14 protein-coding genes are annotated in these 18,660 nt (G+C 58.9%); 9 read left to right on the top strand and 5 right to left on the bottom strand.

Going from position 1 to position 18,660, the window contains the following annotated elements; genetic code table 11:
• Position 1: 1 nt before the first annotated feature.
• Genes DTX69_RS16490 through DTX69_RS16475 form a run of 4 tightly spaced genes read left to right on the top strand, consistent with a single transcriptional unit; the run spans position 2 to position 4,085 of the window.
• Positions 2 to 1,129, top strand: a complete 1,128-nt coding sequence (locus DTX69_RS16490) for a glycosyltransferase (protein ID WP_119302662.1) — start codon at positions 2 to 4, stop codon at positions 1,127 to 1,129.
• Positions 1,126 to 2,334: a glycosyltransferase family 4 protein gene (locus DTX69_RS16485; RefSeq protein WP_162917278.1), complete on the top strand. Its 1,209-nt coding sequence runs from the start codon at positions 1,126 to 1,128 to the stop codon at positions 2,332 to 2,334. Before DTX69_RS16490 ends, DTX69_RS16485 begins: the two co-directional genes overlap by 4 nt.
• Positions 2,335 to 2,357: 23 nt before the next feature.
• A complete protein-coding gene (locus DTX69_RS16480) occupies positions 2,358 to 3,500 on the top strand; it encodes a glycosyltransferase (RefSeq protein ID WP_162917277.1) in 1,143 nt (380 codons plus the stop codon).
• Positions 3,501 to 3,509: 9 nt separating this feature from the next.
• Entirely contained in the window at positions 3,510 to 4,085 is a 576-nt protein-coding gene (locus DTX69_RS16475; protein WP_284735828.1) for a WcaF family extracellular polysaccharide biosynthesis acetyltransferase, read from the top strand.
• Between the two features lie 331 nt (positions 4,086 to 4,416).
• Here DTX69_RS16475 and DTX69_RS16465 read toward each other — a convergent pair whose 3' ends face one another.
• Genes DTX69_RS16465 through DTX69_RS16455 form a run of 3 tightly spaced genes read right to left on the bottom strand, consistent with a single transcriptional unit; the run spans position 4,417 to position 8,260 of the window.
• A complete protein-coding gene (locus tag DTX69_RS16465; protein WP_162917276.1) occupies positions 4,417 to 5,667 on the bottom strand; it encodes a PqqD family protein in 1,251 nt (416 codons plus the stop codon).
• Entirely contained in the window at positions 5,664 to 6,854 is a 1,191-nt protein-coding gene (locus DTX69_RS16460) for a nucleotidyltransferase family protein (protein ID WP_119302658.1), read from the bottom strand. The genes DTX69_RS16465 and DTX69_RS16460 overlap by 4 nt, the downstream gene beginning before the upstream one ends.
• On the bottom strand, positions 6,851 to 8,260 hold the full coding sequence (locus DTX69_RS16455; protein ID WP_119302657.1) for a glycosyltransferase family 4 protein: 1,410 nt from the start codon (positions 8,258 to 8,260) through the stop codon (positions 6,851 to 6,853). The genes DTX69_RS16460 and DTX69_RS16455 overlap by 4 nt, the downstream gene beginning before the upstream one ends.
• Before the next feature lie 328 nt (positions 8,261 to 8,588).
• On the opposite strand from DTX69_RS16455, the gene DTX69_RS16450 reads away from it, so the two are divergent.
• The 5 genes from DTX69_RS16450 to DTX69_RS16430 all read left to right on the top strand — a co-directional run bounded on the left by DTX69_RS16450 (position 8,589) and on the right by DTX69_RS16430 (position 14,557).
• Complete coding sequence (locus DTX69_RS16450; RefSeq protein WP_284735827.1) at positions 8,589 to 9,119, top strand: XrtA/PEP-CTERM system exopolysaccharide export protein; 531 nt, start codon at positions 8,589 to 8,591, stop codon at positions 9,117 to 9,119.
• A 181-nt stretch (positions 9,120 to 9,300) separates the two neighbouring features.
• The gene (locus DTX69_RS16445; RefSeq protein ID WP_119302655.1) at positions 9,301 to 10,665 is read left to right on the top strand and encodes a TIGR03016 family PEP-CTERM system-associated outer membrane protein; all 1,365 of its coding nucleotides are present in this window, start codon (positions 9,301 to 9,303) and stop codon (positions 10,663 to 10,665) included.
• Positions 10,666 to 10,921: 256 nt separating this feature from the next.
• Positions 10,922 to 11,788 (top strand): response regulator transcription factor, encoded by an 867-nt coding sequence (locus DTX69_RS16440; RefSeq protein ID WP_162917275.1) that lies wholly within the window; start codon positions 10,922 to 10,924, stop codon positions 11,786 to 11,788.
• 21 nt (positions 11,789 to 11,809) lie between these two features.
• On the top strand, positions 11,810 to 14,095 hold the full coding sequence (locus DTX69_RS16435) for a GumC family protein (protein ID WP_119302653.1): 2,286 nt from the start codon (positions 11,810 to 11,812) through the stop codon (positions 14,093 to 14,095).
• Between the two features lie 102 nt (positions 14,096 to 14,197).
• A complete protein-coding gene (locus DTX69_RS16430) occupies positions 14,198 to 14,557 on the top strand; it encodes a sugar phosphate nucleotidyltransferase (RefSeq protein ID WP_284735863.1) in 360 nt (119 codons plus the stop codon).
• 90 nt (positions 14,558 to 14,647) lie between these two features.
• Here DTX69_RS16430 and DTX69_RS16425 read toward each other — a convergent pair whose 3' ends face one another.
• A complete protein-coding gene (locus DTX69_RS16425) occupies positions 14,648 to 16,753 on the bottom strand; it encodes a response regulator (protein ID WP_162917274.1) in 2,106 nt (701 codons plus the stop codon).
• A 457-nt stretch (positions 16,754 to 17,210) separates the two neighbouring features.
• Positions 17,211 to 18,164: a GDP-L-fucose synthase gene (gene fcl / locus DTX69_RS16420; protein ID WP_119302650.1), complete on the bottom strand. Its 954-nt coding sequence runs from the start codon at positions 18,162 to 18,164 to the stop codon at positions 17,211 to 17,213.
• Positions 18,165 to 18,660: the final 496 nt, after the last annotated feature.

Raw genomic sequence — 18,660 nt, 5'->3', positions numbered from 1 at the left:
CATGCGTATCGTCAACATCATTCAGTGCGCGAATCTGGGAGGAATGGAGCAATCGACGTTGGCGCTTATGCTTGTCTTGAAGGCGCGCGGTCATGCAGTTGAGCTGTTGTCCCTCAATCCACTCGGTGCGATGGGGGCGCAGCTTGCCGAGCAAGCTATTCCAGCAGAGGGATTACCTTACCGCGGTGTCGGTGGATGGCGTAGCGTGGGGCAGTTCAGGCGCCGACTGTCCGGTAGGCAGAGCGATGCGCTCATCATGACCGGCCACAATCTGCTGGCGATGAAGGCACTAGGGAGTTTCTGTGCCACGCGTCGCATCCTCAGCATTCACTTTCATCATTCAGGAGTAAAGCGTCGCTGGCAGTGGCGCCTCATCTATCGTTCGGCGCGGCGCCGGTTCTCTGCGATCGTGTTTCCATCGGACTTCATCAGGCAGGAGGCGGAAGACATTTATCCGGAAATCCGACCCATCAGCCACACGGTGGGTTGCCCAATCTCCCTCTCCGACATTCCCAGCGAAGCCGAACGCATGTTGTCGCGCCAGCGTCTCGGCTTGCCGATGCAAGCCCGCGTGATCGGGAATGCTGGATGGCTCGTCCCGCGAAAACGGTTCGATATCTTCCTTGAGATCGCCAGGAGAATCGCGACGGTGGACGCTGACGCCATGTTCGTCATCGCCGGAGACGGACCGGAAGCCGGTGCATTGAGATTGCGGACGGTTGAGCTCGGTATATCAGATCGGGTGACTTGGTTGGGCTGGCAGCGCGATCTTAGGGATTTCTTTCGCAGCCTGGATCTAATGCTCTTCAACGCCGATTGGGAGGCGTTGGGGCGCAGCCCGTTAGAGGCGCTTGCTGCAGGTGTGCCCGTTGTTGCATCCGTGCGGCACGGAGGTCTGTCGGAGATTCTGAATGGGGAGAACTATGGCCCGATTTATGCAGATCACGACATTGATCGGATGACGAACGTTGCGCTTTCCGCTCTCGGGAACAGAGCAATTGCGAACAGGCTGGTGGCGGCCGGCCGGCGGCGGCTCGAGCAGGTCGCATCTCCAGAGGGCTACGCCGACCGTGTATTCGCCTTTCTTGCCGAAGAGCGGAAGACTGGATGCGGCCGGAGAAGACAATGACCTTCGCTCCGCTGGTCTGCTGGCTTGTCGTCAATTCAGTGCCGTATCATGACGCACGCGCTCGCGCCGCGGCCGACGCGGGCGATCTGCGAATCTGCATGGCCCAGTTGACGGACGTCGACGCTTTCCGGGTTCTCCAGCAACCGAAGGAGTCGCAGTCGTTCCGCCGTGTAACGCTGTTTCCGAATACCCCATTGGCAGAGATCCGCGGACGCGCGATGGCACGCCGTGTGTGGAGCTGCTTCGACGAGCTCAAGCCGGACGTGGTCTGCCTCAACGGTTGGTCGTTCGGCGGTGCCATTGCTGCCCTTGGTTGGAGCCTGTCGCGTAGAGTTCCCACGATCATCATGTCGGAAAGTACGGAGATTGATGATCGGCGCCAATGGTGGCTCGAAGCGGTCAAGCGGCGCATTGTTGCGCTTTGCTCTGCGGCTTTGGTCGGTGGTACGCCTCATCTCGAGTATATGGTGGTCCTTGGCTCGGCAGCGGAGCAGGTCTTCACCGGCTATGATGCCGTCGACAACGGCTACTTCTCGAGCGGCGCCGCCGCCGCACGCCGTCAGGATGAACAGTTGAGAGCCGCTCTTGGATTGCCCGTCAGATATTTCCTGGCCTGTGCCCGGTTCTCGAGCAAGAAGAACCTGCTTCGTTTGATGGAGGCCTTTGCGATCTATCGGGGGTTGCACGGCGCAGAAGCGTGGTCGCTCGTGATAGTGGGAGATGGTGAGCTCCGACTGGAGCTGATGTCGGCACGCGATCGGCTGGGGCTGGCAGACCACGCGTTTTTGCCCGGCGCCAAGCCATATCGCGAGTTGCCTGCCTACTATGGCTTGGCGGGCGCGTTCGTGCACGCTAGCACCACGGAACAGTGGGGGCTCGTCGTCAATGAAGCCATGGCATCCGGCTTGCCGGTACTGGTCTCGAAAAGATGCGGATGTGCAGGCGATCTGGTCAAAGAAGGCTGCAATGGATTTCTCTTTGACCCTTACGATACGTGTTCGATGGCAGCCGCGCTGCATCGTATCGCCACCCGTGGTCAAGCCCTTGATGAGATGGGACGGAGAAGTCGGGAGATTATTGCACGCTGGTCACCGGAGAATTTTGCCAAGAACCTTGCTCGTGCTGCGACTGCTGCGCTGTCCGCTACGCCGCCCAAACCGAGCATTCTTGATCGAACCCTGGTGAGCGTGCTGAGCACACGATGAGAATTGGGCTCTTAACCAGCTGGATGTCGCATCGCGGCGGAGGCGTTTTTGATGCCGTCAGGCGCGTTGCGTCCGCGTTGCAATCACCACCAGAATTTCAGATCGCGGTCTTCGGCTTGGCCGAGGAACGACCGGCGGTGCAGCCGACCGACTGGGACGGCGTGCACGTCTGCGCGCTTCCCGTATTAGGGCCGCAGTCGATCGGATTTGCGCCCCGGCTGGCCGGCGTTTTGGCAAAAGCGAAGGTAGACCTTCTCCATGTCCACGGGCTCTGGATGTATCCGTCCGTCGCTAGCCTGCTCTGGTCGCATGGAACAGGGCGGCCGTATATGATATCAGCCCACGGCATGCTCGATGGATGGGCGCTTGGCAACAGCCGCTGGAAGAAGTGCCTGGCACTGTCTGCATATGAGAGGCGTCACCTGGACGGAGCGGCTTGCCTTCACGCCTTGTGCGAAGCAGAGGCAGAGTCGTTCCGGTCCCTGGGGCTCCGCAATCCAATCTGTATCATTCCCAACTACGTCGACCGGCCGGACCTCGTCGCTATCCCCGGCGGAGACCGCATGGAAGAACCGTCTCGGACATTGCTATATCTTGGTCGGTTGCATCCGAAGAAGGGACTTGTGAACCTGCTGCTGGCGTGGTGCCTGTTTGATGGGCGCCGCGGTCTTGGGGAGGGCAACTGGCAGCTCGTGCTGGCGGGCTGGGACCAAGGCGGCCATGAGCGCGACTTGTACAGCTTGGCCGCACAGCTTGGTGTGACGGACAGCGTTCGCTTTGCCGGCCCGCAGTTCGGGGCCGCGAAGGATGCCATCTACCGCAAAGCAGCGGGCTTTGTGCTGCCATCGGTCAGCGAAGGCCTCCCCCTGGTCGTGCTCGAGGCCTGGTCCTACGGCTTGCCCGTGCTGATGACTGAGCAGTGCAATATCCCGGAGGGGTTCGTGGCGGGAGCGGCCTTGCCGATTGCGCCGGACGGAGACGGAATACTGCAGGGACTGAGAACATTCGCCGCAATGACCGACCCCGAACGCCAGCAAATGGGTATGCGCGGGTTGCAGCTTGTGCAGCATCGCTTCTCGCAAAGTGTGAACAGCGAAGCACTGAAGGATGTGTATCGGTGGCTGAACCGGGCTGGCCCGCGACCCGCGAGTGTTGTCAGTGGCTAGGAGGATCGCATGCTCGCGCTGAACGACAGGTCGGAACAGGCTAGTCGACGCTACATGCGCCTCGACGGCTATACTGCGACCGGCTTCGATCGCGGCGGGCCGCTATGGCTGGAGGCAATCTGGCAGCTGACGCAGCTTCTACTGCTGAGATCGCCGCTCTCCTGCAACGCGCTTAGGATCGCGGCGTTGAGGCTGTTCGGTGCAAGAATCGGAATGGGTGTCAAAATCAAACCCGGCGTGCGTGTTAAATTTCCCTGGCGCTTACGGATTGGAGACCACTGCTGGGTCGGAGAGGACGTGTGGTTCGATAATCTCGAAGAGATTTGCCTCGGCGATCATTGCTGCGTGTCGCAAGCTGTTTACCTTTGCACGGGTAGCCACGACTGGCGGAAGCTTGGTTTCGACTTGAAAGTGCAGCCGATCGTGCTGGAAGGCGAAGTCTGGCTGGCGGCGCGATCTGCCGTGGGACCAGGAGTCAAAGCGGGGCGCGGTGCTGTCCTGACGCTTGGGAGCATCGCCACCAGCGATCTGCTGCCGGGTTACATTTACCAGGGTGTGCCGGCGGTGCCCGTCAAACTGCGCTAAACGTGATTCGGAACCGGCCGACACGGTGAGCTCCGCGCCCTCCGATCCTGGCGGCCGTATGAAGACGTTTTCAACGTTTGCGCCGATTAACCGGACGATTTGGAGGACTTGGCGGAGGCGTCCATCCGCCCCCGAGAATGCTGGATGCATGTGCCTCTGTCGGCTTGGCAGAGACGCTCAGGAGCATGGTCATAGTCGGAGGCGTTACAATCGCAAACCGCCCGCATTGCGCCAGAAAGCGCCGACGCGCTTCAGCTTCCGCTGAGTTCCCTGGCACTTGAGGCGGGCGCTTCATTTCCGGCTCCTACTGCGTGGCGACAAAACATCTTACTCATGTACATGCGGTTGAGGATTTATACGAGTCATCCGAAATAGGTATACGGGTAGCTCGGCCGGCATTTGCACCTGTCACAGCGGCGACCTGCGCGACTGAGTCATCGATGTCCGCGATCGCAAACTCGAAGAAGCGAATGCTTGCGCTCCATCGCACCAGTTGCTGAATGTCTCCCGAGTTGAGGAAATGCGGAATTGCGCAGCAATGCTCCAGGAGCCGGTAGAGGCCTTCGACTTGATCGAGCATCCGCATGCTGGACGAATTTGCCGAGTGGTGTGGGAACCCGATCCAGCGCACGCGGCGCGGCCTACGGGAGACATGATATGGAGGCGAAAGATATCGGACCAACTGGTCGTCCCGTCGCAAATGGGTCGGGGCCTGATCGATGATCGGAAAGTAACGATCGAGAGTCCGCCAGGAGGGTTCCTTGACCGTCAAGGGATAGGGAACGCCGACACAGTCGAGCGTCTGTGGTAGCAGAAGTGCCGTGTCGTCTGACATGTACGCCCATCCTGCGGCCATCAGCGCCGCAGCCATGGTGGTTTTCCCGCTTCCACTCTTGCCGGCCAACAGCAGAACATCATCCGATCTCGCGAGGCACGATGCATGCACGGCAAGCAGATATCCATAAGCCCGGATTGCCATTAGGCCGAGCAGCCCCTGAAGCAATGGGATAATCTCCCGTGTGCTTAGGCATTCACGGAGTATCTGGTTGCCGTGAAGGATCTGGATGCCGCATTCATGCTCGATAATGTCGATAGACACTGCGTTCACCGGATCAAGCGCGGTTCTCAAGTGACGAAAGATCGAGATGGTAGAATCCGCCAACGAGGCGTTGGAGAATCCCACGGAGAACACGGTATCAAGCAGCCGATAGAGCTGGCGCGTCGGAAGAATTGTCCTTTTGATCTCCTTATCACTTGTATTCAGCAACGCTTCATGAGGTGGGCTAGCCGTCCGCTGGGGCGACAGAAATGTGCATCCATCCTGCAGCAGACCTGCTCCGCGCCAGATCTTCAGCATTTCGAGCACAAATAGGCGTGCTTTGGCGGGATCGAGGCACATTGCTTCCGCAGTTGCATTCGCGATGCTCTTGACATCCATCTCACTGTCGAGCCGCGACCAAATGTGCGTCGCTATAGCGTTCAGATGAAAAAGCCGTTGACCATTCTGATCGAATAGCAGGGCCTCGTCGTGAATCGGAAACAGCTCAACCCCCGGGGCGGGTCGAAACGCCATCTGGTTCATAGGGTGCTTACCTTGTCTTGCCCGCTGCCCAAGGATGCGGCGCGCCAGGAGCGCAACGGGCTCCGACGGCTCAGGATGTCGAGTGCGTGCCGAAGCCGCGCTACCGCGAGCGATCGACCGTGCGTTCCGCAATGGTGCCGATAGTCCATTCTCGCTCGATTGAAAGGCCAGGCAACAGCAGCGTAAGCGCGCGCAACGCGGTCGAGGGATGGATGAGCGAGCTGCAGGAAGCACCGGCGCAGATGTCGGTCGGCCGCCGCAGTTCGCCGGATGAAGATCGGAATGGGGATGTTCATGAGTTCCCGAGCCATATGAAACATGGCGGCCGCTTGAGCGCTCAAGGTAGGCTCGCTCATGGAGTGACACAGGTAATCCCAGTCGATGTCGCTGCCGTTGCGCTGGCATATCTCCCCCAAGTCCCGCAGTCCCCTCAACGGAATGTGGCCGCGGAAGTAGTGGCGCTCGAACACTCCGAAATTCATGACCAGCATGAGGACGCGGTGGTTGATGGAGGGAGCATCCATTGCCAAATCGTTTCTAGCGACGGGCTTGGCAACTGAGCGAACCGCGTCAGCCGACAACAGGGCGCGTTGGGGACCCACGTCGCAATGGAGGTCGATGGTGGCGAGCGACAAGGGCCGATAGAATGTCCAAGCGTGCGCATGGGCTGGTGGAACCGCCAAGAGATCGTAGCCGATCGACCGCAGGGCCGAAATCGCCACCGGTAGTTCCTGACGTCGAATCAGGAGATCGACGTCTGCCATAATGCTTGCGCCCTCGTCGCAGCTGGGGTCAAACAGCGTGAGAGCACTCTTCATGACAACTGGCTGAATACAGTGCCGATTGAGTTCTTGAAGTGCTGCTAGCGCTTCGTCGCGAATCAGGCGATTTCTCTTCCGGTTCGTCTCGTAGAGCAGGCGCAGATATGCGTCTAAGTCGTTTGGAAGAAGCGCAGTGAAGCCTCGGCGATCGATGGCCGACCAAAGCGCCGGGGTCACCAGGTGGTGATTCGCGAGGCGGACCACAGTGAGCCAGTCGGCAGCGGCGTCCGACAGCAGCGCACGCAGACTTTCGAGCAGATTGACGGTATCCCGGAAACTGAGACACTTCGCGATCAACCGGATGCCATCGGATTGCCGGGCCACGCCCTGCAGGTTTGACGGCTGCGATGTCCGCGGACCGCTCATTCACTCATTCTCGCAATGTCGTTCCCCGGAGCCACCCTTGGCTCCTTTTGTGCCGTCATCTGCGACCCGCCGTAGACGGGCGTCGGCATCTGCCGGCGGAGCTGGCCCTCCGTCGCAGCCGGTCGCTGGAGCTCGGTCGGGTATGGCACGCGCGGTGAAGGGCCGATCCTATAGAGCAGGCCGACCCATTTCGTGACCGCCAGGCGCTGATCGAACCGGTGCTCCAATAGTGCGCGAGCGTTTTGGCCCCAAAGAGTACGCAGAGCCCTGTTTCCTTTCAGCCGCTCGATCTGATGCGCCAAGGAAGCCCCTTGTCCGGCTGCGACTGCAGCTCCGCACTTGGCATCGTACAGGAGTCGGGGGATTTCGCCAGACCGATCGCCAATGAAAATAGTGGGCCGGCCCGCAGCGGCAACGCTGTAGAACTTGCTGGGGACGATGAGACCTTCGAGCTTAGGCAACAGCGATATGAGGTGCAGGTCCGCCACCGATAAACTATCGCTCAGTTGATCTTTTGGTTGATATGGCTTGAATATCACATTGGTAAGACCGCGTCGGTGCGCTTCGGCTTCAAGAACCTTGAAGAAATGACCACCGCCGATGAACAGGAATCGGATCTCCTCATCGTGGCGTAGTATCTCCGCGGCCTTGAGGATCGTCTGGGGGTCGTGCGCACGACCGAGATTGCCCGAATACCCAACGACGAACTTATCGGAAAGACCCCATGCGGTGCGCAGCTGGTTGTTCATAGCGGCAACCGGCGAGATGTTGGATGCGTCGGACCAATTGTGGATGACGGCGATACGGTTGGCAGGGAGGCCTTGGCTGGCTAGGCGGTCCGCCATACCTTCTCCGATCGCGACGTTCATCTGGGAGCAGCGCAATGACCAGTTTCGCAGGCGCGTCAGCATCCAATGGCAGATCCTGCAAGGGAGTATGCCGAGTACGCCCGCAATCTCAGGAAATAGGTCGTGGAGCCAGTTGACGTGTGTACAGCCTCGCATTCTCGCCGCCAGAGCAGATGCCACCGAGATCAGCGGCGGGTCAGTCAAGGCGACAAACACGTCTCCCTGCCGCGCGTACCGGAGAAGCCAAAGAAAGGCGCTGGCATAGAAAGTGGTATAGTCGAGTGCGCGACCGAGCAGCCGGCTTCGCCCCATGCGCGTGGTCCAGATGCGGTGAATGTGGACCGCCCGGAGCCGGTCAGCGGCGGCTAGATTGGCGTCGGCATCGCCGTAGAGTTGGCGGCTCGTAACAACGTGCACTGCCCAACCGCGCTCGGCCAAAGCCGATGATAGTGTGGTCGCTACCTGGCTGGTGGCTGCTTCATCGGGATGAAAGTAGCGATTTATCAGGATGAGCCGTGCCAGAGTTGGCCTCCAAGTGGGGCTGGGACCTGAATCCATCAGTCCCGGTGAGTGGATACCGGCGCATCTCAAAAGAATCACCAGGTGCTCGCAAGCTCACCAAAAGACGCTACGCTAAGGCTCTCTGCATCATGGATGATGATCGCGGGCCGGTTGAGGGCTGACGCCTGGATTAGGGGAGCAACGACTAAACTTTTTGGTATGGGCGCATGCCCTACAGGCCTGCTAAGCTTTTATAGACAGTCTTAGTCGGGGGTCGGCTATGGCAACGCGAGGTTTGAGGGTCGCGTGGGACTGGCTGCTCCTTGCGCTCGCAGCTGGGATCGTCTTATCTGGCTGTTCAGCTAGGCCTGCTGGCGAGGATGGATTGAGCACTTCGCGCGGGTCGGATGAGGCCAGTTATCTTATTGGGCCTGGCGACAAGCTCAGCGTGTTCGTTTGGCAGAATCCGGATCTGTCGGTCAGCGTGCCTGTCCGCCCTGACGGCCGGATCTCGCTTCCGCTGCTGCAGGATGTGGAGGCGGCGCAGAAGACGCCGGCGCAGCTCGCCGACGAGGTCAGGCAGGGTCTTTCCGCGTATCTGCGAGAGCCCCATGTTACCGTCATTGTCACGGATTTCGTCGGCCCGTACTCGCAACAGGTTCGCGTGATCGGGGAGGCGGTCGAACCAAAGGCGATTCCGTACCGCACCGACATGTCGGTGCTGGACGTCATGATTGCGGTCGGCGGCCTGACGCAATTCGCTGCCGGCAATCGCGCCGTTATCGTGCGCAGGACACCTGATCAAAAACAGCAACTTGCAGTCAGGCTCGATGACCTTTTGAAGGACGGCGACATGTCGGCAAACGTCTTTATCATGCCAGGTGACGTCCTGGTCATCCCGCAAAGCTGGTTCTAGCGGCAATCGCCCAAGGTTGTCGGGGCTGGATTCTCAACAGAGGCGAAAGAGCAGCTTGTCGGCACCATGGCCCGTCCTCCTATCCTCATCAACTAGCCGCATCAGAGGCGGCCACCCTGCGCACTGGCGCGGGCTCATCATAGCGTTGCTCGCTCTCGGTTGTTTACCCTATGACTTCGCAATGGCGAATGACTGGGAGATAAAGCCATCCGTATCGGCGTTCGAGTCCTTTACCTCGAACGCCCGCCTCGATCCCCCAGGCGAGGAGAAGGCCGACTTTGTGACTACGGTCTCGCCGGCCCTGGACGTTCACCGAGAAGGGCCCCGCCTCACGATAGATCTGAACTACGCGCTGGATGCGGTTGGTTATGTTGAGGAACAGGAACTGAGCGAGTTGAGGAATCGTCTTGCTCTCCACAGCAATGCTACCCTTGTCCCCGAAATGCTGTTCCTGGACGCAAGCGCGGCGATCACTCAAGTGCCCGAGTCAAATGAGCGTCCGACCTCGAGCTCACTGCTGACCGCCTCCACCAACCTTGACACGATCTACACCTATAGAATTAGCCCGTCGATCCATAACCATTTCGGGACGTTCGCCGATTCCGGCCTCGGATACGCCTTCAGCCAGGTCTTCTCCGATGAACTGCCGGATACCACCATACACACGGTCGAAGGATCGCTGCTGAGCGGCAGCAGGTTTAGCCGATTTCTCTGGGCACTCAATGCCAATGCGCAACATGGCAGCGGATCTCGAGATGTTGAAAGTGTATTTGCTGCAGCGAGCGCGGAGTATCCTATCAATGGAACCATCAGTTTGTTCGGAAGTGCCGGCTACGAACAAATCTCCGACTCTTCTCTGGACGAGGAGCCGGACGGCCCAATCGGCAGTGCGGGAGTGCGATTGTCTCCCGGCCCGCGGTCTGTAATAGAGGTCTTGTACAACCATCGCTTTGAATCAGACTTCGTTACAGGAAGGGCAAGCTATCTCCTTGGTCCGGATTCTCGCATCGACTTCAGCTACACAGAGCAGCTGCAGACGTCACAATCCGCGTTTTCTGAAAACCTCGGCTTCTTGCGGCGAGATGAGTTTGGCAATTTTGTCGACGCCCGGACGGAGCGGTTGTTTCGGCTTGGGGATGACACTTTCAGCCTCGAAGACAACGCATTCCGGCTGCGTGCCTTCAATGCGTCACTTCATTTGGTCCGCGGTCGAAACACCTGGGACGCCATCGCCTATCATGAACGCCGCGACATCGACGCCCTAGACGAACAGGACACGGCAATCGGGGGCAGCGCGAACTGGGGCCATCGTCTGTCGCCCGTCGCGACCCTAAATCTGACCGCTCGGTTTCGCTATGAGAGCTTTGACAGACCCTCCGGTACGGAACACCAGCACCTGGTGGGAGCCGCGGTGTCCATGGTCCGGAACTTGAGCGAAACCCTCGATGCGGTGTTCACCGTGAATTTCGCGCGACAATTCGCTGATGACTCAGATGACGAATTTGTCGAGGCCGTAGTGTCGATGGGTCTCCTGAAGCACTTCTGAATCGAGCCCCCTACCTGTGGCCCTGCGTCCTTCCATATACCACTTTCGACCCATGCTCCGGGTAAGACTTCAGACCATGAGTAATCTCCGAGTCTATTCCGAGGCCATCGGCTCGTATAATAATTGTAGGCAATAAAGAAGGGGCAATATTCATATCGGGGGAGGTAAGGGTCTAATACAGCATATTCCCAGAAGGACGATGGTCATGCGGAACTGTTGGACTTCTCGTCCCAATTGCCGCGAAACGACCAACAGCGTGAGAGTCGAGGAAATTGGGGCCGGTAGGGGAGAACTCCTCTACATAGACGAACACAATCTTACGCGCGATTGCGTAAGCCGAGAGCTCGAAAGACATCTGCCAGGGCTGAAAGTCGTCGATCATGCAACGGCTCAAGAGATCGCTGACGAGGCCTTCTCATCGGAAAGATTTCTCGTGGCCGTGCTTTACGTTCATGCAAGCCGTACGGATGCGCGTGAGCATCCAGAGACGGTCGATGACGAGAAAATTGCGTGTGAACTGTCGCGGCTGGAGCAACTCGGCCCGGACGTGCCGCGGGTCTTGCTGTCAGACGTTGAGGTGCCGGAGGACATCGTCCGCGCATTCCGGCGAAGGATCCAGGGTTACGTTCCGACGACCTTGCCAATTAGGCAGGTCGCCGAAGCGATCCGATTTGTGATCGCGGGCGGCACCTTCGTGCCGCCGAGCCTCCTGTCGCTGTCGGCTCGTCAAGAGGTTTCGATCAAGGAAGAGGCGCAGCCAAGTCCATCGACCATACTGGCGAACTTCTCCCCGCGACAGAACGAAGTTTTGCGCAGACTGTGGCGCGGCAGCTCGAACAAGCTGATCGCATATGAACTCAACATGTGCGAAAGCACAGTAAAAGTTCATATTCGGCACATCATGAGAAAGCTCAACGTCAGTAATCGGACGCAGGTTGTCCTGCGCACTCGTCCGTTGCTGCTCGAGGATAGCTCCACGCCGAATGCCCGAGACATTGTCGGTCTGCTGAGGACTTCCCCTGCGGCTGACACACCTGCGCCATTCCAGGTATGCGGTCGTCAGCCTGGCGGATCTGCCGTCGAAAGTTTGGACAGCCGAAGCCGGCGGAACGGCTCGCACTAGAGCTGGCGGCAGGTGATAGGCATGAAGGAAGATCGCACACGGGACGAGGGCGAGTTGCGCAGCGTCCTGCACAAGGTTTCGCGACACAGAGCGATGGTCGTTGGATGTTTGCTGCTCGGCACCGGCATATCTTGGCTGGTGTTGGATCAAGCAGTTCCGCGTTACGATGCGGAAGCGCAGGTCGTGCTGGGGATTCGCAGTCCCAGAATTGTCGAATTCGATTCCGTGCTCTCGAACTTTTCGTCTCAGCCAGGCATCCTGCGCACCGAGATGGACATTATTGTCTCCCGCCGCATGGCAGAGCGGGTGCTCAGCAATATGTCTCCGATCGATCAGAAACAGCTGGCCGCCGCCAGCGCGATCGTATCACCGCTGGAGCGTATGACACGCGCAATGTCCTCGCTCGTGCGGGATCTGGAACCGCTTGCCTTCGGCGCAAGAGACATGCCTGCAGATGCCGCGAGCACTCCGGAGCCGGGCACTCATCCACCTTCCTCTATTCCCCGGGTGTCAGATTTGGTGCAGATCGTAAGCCGCGGCGTGAGCGCGACCAACGATGGCCAGTCGTATACCATTCACATCGGGTACTCGTCTTCCGATGCACAGCTGGCGGCGAAGATGGCCAATCTGTATGCCGAAGCCTATATCGCCAATCAGCTTGAATCCAAGGCGGAAGCTGCCGAACGCGCCAGCGCGTGGCTCAGCGAGCGCTTGGTGGAATTGCGCCACGATCTGGAAACGTCCGCTACAGCGGTCCAGACCCATCGTCGCGAAGCAGATATTCTGCAAGGCAAACAAGGAACCGTAACCGCACAACAGCTGGCTGCGACTAATGATCAATTGGTGAGTGCGCGCGGCGAACGGCTGGAGGCGGAGTCGCGCCTTGCTACGTTGCGGTCCACTGTGTCGAGCGGCGGCGACATCGGAGCGATCCCGGACGTCATGTCATCGCCCGTGATACAAAGCCTCCGAGACAAGCAGGCCGACTTGAAACGCAAGCAGGCGGAGAGCGAGAGCCGTTACACCAACTTGTATCCAGCCGACAAGACGCTGCAAGCCGATCTCGCTGCCGTGCAGCGACAGATTGACATCGAAATTGCTCTAGTCGCCAAGGGCCTGGTGAAGCAGGCGGAGACCGTTCGAGCCAAAGAGCGAGCACTCGAAGATGAACTCGGGCGCCTCCAACGGCGCTTCGGCGAGGGCAGCGATGCAGAAGTAAAATTGCAGCTGCTGCAGCGGGAATCGGATGCCAACCGAGCCGTGTACGAGGCCTATCTGAGTCGTCTGAAGGAGACGACGGAGCAGGGCAAAATTCAGGAGCCGGACTCATACATAATCTCTTCTGCCGTGCCTCCGGACTGGCCGAGCTATCCCAGGCGCCTGCCGCTCCTGCTGCTTGGGACTCTGTTCGGTGGATTGGCAGGGATTACGCTCGCGCTTCTTCGCGAACTATTCGAGCAGCGGCTCTACTCAGTCGATGAAGTGGAGCAATTGACTGGCCTGCGTGTGCTCGCTTTGGTGCCATCGCTGCGATGGCCGCAGCTGTTCAAGCCGGAAAACTACGTACTCCGAAGGCCGGGTTCGCTGTTCAACGAAGCACTTCGTACCACACGTGCAGCGATCACGCTGTCGCAAGGTAACCGGAGCGGCAAGGTGATCCTCGTGACGTCTTCCATCCCAGGAGAGGGCAAGACGGCGTTCTGTGTATCGTTGGCACGGTTGCTGGCAACCGATCGCCACAAGGTTTTGTTGGTCGATTCCGATCTTCGCCGGCCCTCCATTGCCAAGGCGCTTGGCTGCACGTCGGCAAGCGGCTTGGCGGATTTTCTGGCGGGGGCCGCCTATCTGCAGGAAACCGTGCAGATCGACTACAAGTCGGGCGCCCATTACATAAGTTCGCGTGAAGAGAGCCTTAATCCGCAAGATCTCTTGAACTCAGGGCACATGGAAATGCTCATCGAGGAGGCCCGCTCGCGGTATGACCTTGTCATCATCGACTCGCCGCCAATCCTGGTGGCCGCTGATGCGGCCATCGTCGCCAGGTGTGCGGACCACTGCCTGTTCTTCGTTCGGTGGGGCAGCACGGCGCGCGACTATGTCGCTAATGCGGTGCGCAAGCTTGAGCTCTACAAAGTGACGGTTACCGGCATAGTCTTGAGCCATGTCAATACCCGGCGACATGCGCAGTATGCGCTAGGCGAGGGATACTACGGGCCGCGTAGGCGTTCGATAGGGCTGATGCAGCACTTGCAGATGACGCCGCGCGGCGCGTTCCACAAGCTGACAGGCCCGGGCAACGGCAAGTGAAAGTAAGAGTGCCGGCCGGAAACAGCGCGGCACGGATGCGAAGGCGAAACAGGCCGCAGGAGGGGCTGTGACATCACATTCCATCGACTGTAAGGCCGCCAAATTCACCAGGCGAATTGTTCCTGTTGTCCTGTCTGGTGGACTTGTACACGACTATGGCCAATGTCGCGCGGCATGCATCCGAAACAACTGCTTCCATTTGCGGGCCCGCAGTCGCTGCTCAAGGAAGCATTGCTGGATGTGGAGAATGCCTTCCGGTATCTACCTCTGATCGTGATCTGCAATGAAGATCACCGCTTTCTGGTGGCTGAGCAGTTGGCGGAGGCGGGCGTGGCTCCCGAAGCCATTCTGGTCGAGCCGGTCGGCAGGTCGATGCGGCGGCCATTGCGTCGGCTGCGATCCTCGTCAGCAGCAGAGGACCAGGTACGCCTCTTCTCGTGCTTCCGGCTGACCATAGCTTAAAGGATCGCCCAGCGTTCTACCTCGGCGAAGACGACATCGTCCGCCTCCAAGATGACTATGGCCGCATCTAGCGCAGGCACCGACCACGCATCAATTGCCGTCTTCCGCCTCCTCGGGGCTTAGCTCAAGCAACATGCGCATCAGATCGGGCAGCGAGGTGGCGCCCATCTTCCTCATGACGGATGCACGATGGTTCTCAACCGTTCGGCGGCTGATTCCGAGGCGATGTGCAATTGCCTTGTTGGACAAGCCATAAACCACATAGTCCATGACTTGGCGCTCTCTGGCCGTCAACACCGCTATCTGGGCGCTTAGGGACTCTCGATAGGTGTGACGCTCCGGATCCTGACGGTCAATGTCAAGCGCGCGCTGAATCGCCGCCAACAGCACATCGTAGGCGACGGGCTTTTGTATGAAGTCTATCGCGCCGGACTTCATTGCGCGGACGGCCGTCGGAACGTCGGCATGACCTGTAATCATGACCGCCGGCATGCGGGATCCTTGTGCGGCCAGGTGTTCGAGTAGCTCGACGCCCCGCATGCCGGTCATCACGTTGTCCAAGATGATACAACCAGAATGGGAAGGGTCATATTGTGCGAGAAAGTCTTCACATCCGGCGAAGAACTTCGCGTTTTTTCCGTGCAGTAGCCTTTGCAGCGTCTCTCGCAAGATGTGATCGTCTTCGACGACATAAATTGTCTGCGCCGACGATGGATCGGCTTCTTGATGCCGACTACGCCCTATCGCCTGATGACGAGTCTGGCTCTCGCTGGTGAGCAGTCTCGCAATACTCAGCCTCAGCTCGTCGGCATCGACCGGCCTGCGCAAGTAGACGATGGGGCCGCTCATCGCGTTGCAGGCGGGCCTCGTCGCTTCTGTGTCGCTGAAGACGATCGCTGGCGGTGGCGCATCCAGTCCGTTCCGTAAACTGCAGATGAAGCGGAGACACTCCTCGTCGTTGCGATTAGGGAGATCTGCAACAACGAGATCGAGGCGTGTTGCATCCTTTTGCGGAGCTATAAGATGAGCGCCCGCGCTAGAAACAGTTACCGTCCTATGTCCAAACCCCTTGATCAAGGTATCCATCATGTCTCGGGTGGAAGGGGCATCCGAGATGATGAGGACAACGGCAGTCATGTTAGCGTTCTTGAAGTCGGCGTCCGCCTCGCCGTGCGGCGTCGACGTAGTCCGTTCAGTTTGAAGCGGAACTTCCGCTGCGATCGCAAGACCTGGACCGGGGTGGGATCGCGCCCAAAGAGAAACGTCCAGCATTCTGGCGAGAGGCTTTGCGAAGGAGCGTATCATGGTGCGGTCGACTTGCCCAACGTCTGTGCGGAAATCATCCAGTATGGCCCGCTGTTCATGTTCACCGACACATTTGCCGGAGACCCAGATCTCGACGCGCAGTGTTCGCTGGCGAGGGCGGCAGCCGATCAGCACTGTACCGCTCCGCAAGAGCTTCATAGCGCTGAGAATCAGAACGCGTAACAGCTGCTCGAGAAGTCGAGCATCGGTTCGAATGAGGGCGTGGGATGAAGCGATGTACCACTCAAGACCGTTTGCTTCGGCATAATATGCCAGCAATGGTCTAAGGCGATCGAGAACGGAGTTCATCTCGTAGCCAGCGAGGACCGGTTCGATCGTGCGCCGCTCAATCTCATTCATGCATGCGAGCGCATCCAGCGTTCCGGTCAATGCGCCGAGGGCATCACCAATTCGAGATATCCATTGCTCAAGCCTCGAGCCTTTCGCGTCCATAAGCATCAGACCTTGCAGCAGGCTTATGGTCTGCAGAGGTTGCCTGATTTCATGGTTGGCGAGAGTAGTCGCGATGGCACGAGCGCCGAGTTCGCTCCCGTCCGAAGCGTCAGCACCGAGATATCTCTGCGGCTTCCCGATTGTAATGAGCAGGACTCCGCCCATGGCGCCACTTGCGAGGTTATGGCCTCTGACCGACAGGACTTCCGACTCTCCGTTTGGGTAGGTGACCTCAATCCGATCGCGGTGTGACTCGATCTCTCCGGTCGCCAAACGACGCAGGAACTCACGGAACCGCGGTACGTCGAGCGCAGGCGCTGCCTTGAGTAGATGCCGGCCGACTACGATTTCCTGTGACTGACAGATCAGTTCCTCAAATAGGACGTTGACGGAAACAACCTGAGTCTGTTGGTTGACGACGACGGCTGGTTCATGCAAGGCGTCGAGCAGTCCGTCAGTGGCTACTGCGGACCCCAAGGAAGCGGCGGGTTCAGTACGATCTTTAGTAGTGGCTTCGGCACTACCGTCACTGCTCCCCGCACGGCGGGGGACAGAACTCTCGCTCATAGTGGCCCTCGGAAGTTAGCAGATAGGGCCCCCCAATAGGACTATTCTAGCACTCTTTCGTCGCGCGGGGTCGAGAGTCTCTTCTCGATCTTCCTAGCCGGACGCTCGATGTCACGGCTAGATCACGAAAAGAAATGCTCGCATGAGGAGACGTCTTCAATCGCTGCGATTTACATGTTGCAAAGCTGTGCTCTCTGCATTGGCGCGCTTAGAACATAAAGATACCCGAACGCGGGATGAACGGTGGAACCGCGGGAAGGGCGAGGTCCACGCAGAGAGGTTCGCAGCCGCGCGGCAACGAGGTTCGACGGCCGCGATGGCTTTTTTCCTATTGGCGAATGGCCGCGATGTTGCAAAGGAACCAGTCGTAGTACAGCTGCAACCCTTCCTGAAGTGTTGTCGGCGCCTTCCAGCCCATATTGTTCAGGATCGACACGTCCAAGACCTTGCGCGGCATACCATCCGGTCGGCTCGGATCGAAAACAAGCCGGCCCTTGTATCCGACCGTGCGGCTAAGGGTCTCTGCGAAGTCGCGGATTGAGATATCAGATCCCCTGCCGACGTTCACGTGTCGTTCGCCGGAGTAATGCTTGATGAGGAAGATGCAGGCGTCAGCCATGTCATCGACATAAAGAAATTCACGTCGAGGTCTGCCTGTACCCCAAACCACGACGTTAGGTGCCCCGGTGCATTTTGCCTCATGCAACCGACGCAACAGTGCGGCAGGGACATGGCTGTTCTCAGGATGAAAGTTATCTCCGGGGCCGTATAGATTCGTTGGCATCGCCGAGATGAAATCGCAGCCGTATTGGCGTCTGAAAGCCATGCACAACTTTATGCCGGCAATCTTGGCGATGGCGTACCACTCGTTGGTAGGCTCCAGACGGCCGGTCAGCAATGCATCTTCGGTCATTGGTTGCGCTGCTTCGCGGGGATAGATGCAAGAGGAACCGAGGAACAGGAGCTTCTCGACTCCATTCCGCCATGCGGCGCGCACAATGTTCGACTCTATCAGCAGATTGTCGTAAAGAAAGTCCGCCGGATAGGCACTATTGGCGTAAATGCCTCCAACACGCGCAGCCGCAAGCAGTACCACCTGTGGCTTCGTGCTCCTCATCCAGTCTTCGGTCTGCGACTGACGGGTCAGGTCGACTTTCTCGCGGTCGACCGTAACGACTTTGCATGGCTCCCTCTGAAGGCGACGAACCAGCGCACTTCCGACCATGCCGCGATGCCCTGAAACCCAAACCCGCTTGTCCGCCAAATCGAACTCTCGACCCATATCGGCATGCCGCCCTTCTGATCGCAGAGACGGATCGCTCATGGTCTGGCGACGATTTGCCAGCCGCCTTTCAACTATCCAGGGTTCCGGGACGGCTGCGCGCGGGTCATGGCGCATATGATCATAGAAACGGAGAGGCTGGTCGGATAGTAGTTAAATCGGAGGATGGTATTAGGGGCCAATCAAGCTGGCCTGCCAAAGGCAATCTGTAGCGCCGAGAACAGTCGGCTCGATCGGTGAAGTCCTAGGATTGCTGGAAGAAGCGGGTGTTGCCGAAAGTTCACCTTAGAGCGATCGAAGGCGTTCGCCGGACAGGTGAAGCAAGGGAAGTTAAATCGGAACTGTGGCGGGCTTGGTTCATAGGCAGAGCCTGACCCCGGCTGTTGTCTAATCGCGCGGCAAAATGCAAGCCCGGTTTGGACGTCGAGGCGGTCGTTTGCCGGGAGCAGTGTTGTCTTCGCGGTCGACAATAGAGTCGCCGCATGATGGGGCTTCG

This window comes from Dongia deserti, from assembly GCF_003574735.1.
In the GTDB taxonomy this organism is placed as follows: Bacteria; Pseudomonadota; Alphaproteobacteria; order Dongiales; family Dongiaceae; genus Dongia_A; species Dongia_A deserti.
Note: the sequence above shows the minus strand (reverse complement) of the source record. Positions and strands in the feature narration are given on the sequence as shown.

Coding starts and splice junctions, on each gene's coding strand:
- DTX69_RS16490 (WP_119302662.1), top strand. CDS start 2: ATGCGTATCGTCAACATCATTCAGTGCGCGAATCTGGGAGGAATGGAG.
- DTX69_RS16485 (WP_162917278.1), top strand. CDS start 1,126: ATGACCTTCGCTCCGCTGGTCTGCTGGCTTGTCGTCAATTCAGTGCCG.
- DTX69_RS16480 (WP_162917277.1), top strand. CDS start 2,358: ATGTCGCATCGCGGCGGAGGCGTTTTTGATGCCGTCAGGCGCGTTGCG.
- DTX69_RS16475 (WP_284735828.1), top strand. CDS start 3,510: ATGCTCGCGCTGAACGACAGGTCGGAACAGGCTAGTCGACGCTACATG.
- DTX69_RS16465 (WP_162917276.1), bottom strand. CDS start 5,667: ATGAACCAGATGGCGTTTCGACCCGCCCCGGGGGTTGAGCTGTTTCCG.
- DTX69_RS16460 (WP_119302658.1), bottom strand. CDS start 6,854: ATGAGCGGTCCGCGGACATCGCAGCCGTCAAACCTGCAGGGCGTGGCC.
- DTX69_RS16455 (WP_119302657.1), bottom strand. CDS start 8,260: ATGGATTCAGGTCCCAGCCCCACTTGGAGGCCAACTCTGGCACGGCTC.
- DTX69_RS16445 (WP_119302655.1), top strand. CDS start 9,301: ATGGCGAATGACTGGGAGATAAAGCCATCCGTATCGGCGTTCGAGTCC.
- DTX69_RS16435 (WP_119302653.1), top strand. CDS start 11,810: ATGAAGGAAGATCGCACACGGGACGAGGGCGAGTTGCGCAGCGTCCTG.
- fcl (WP_119302650.1), bottom strand. CDS start 18,164: ATGGGTCGAGAGTTCGATTTGGCGGACAAGCGGGTTTGGGTTTCAGGG.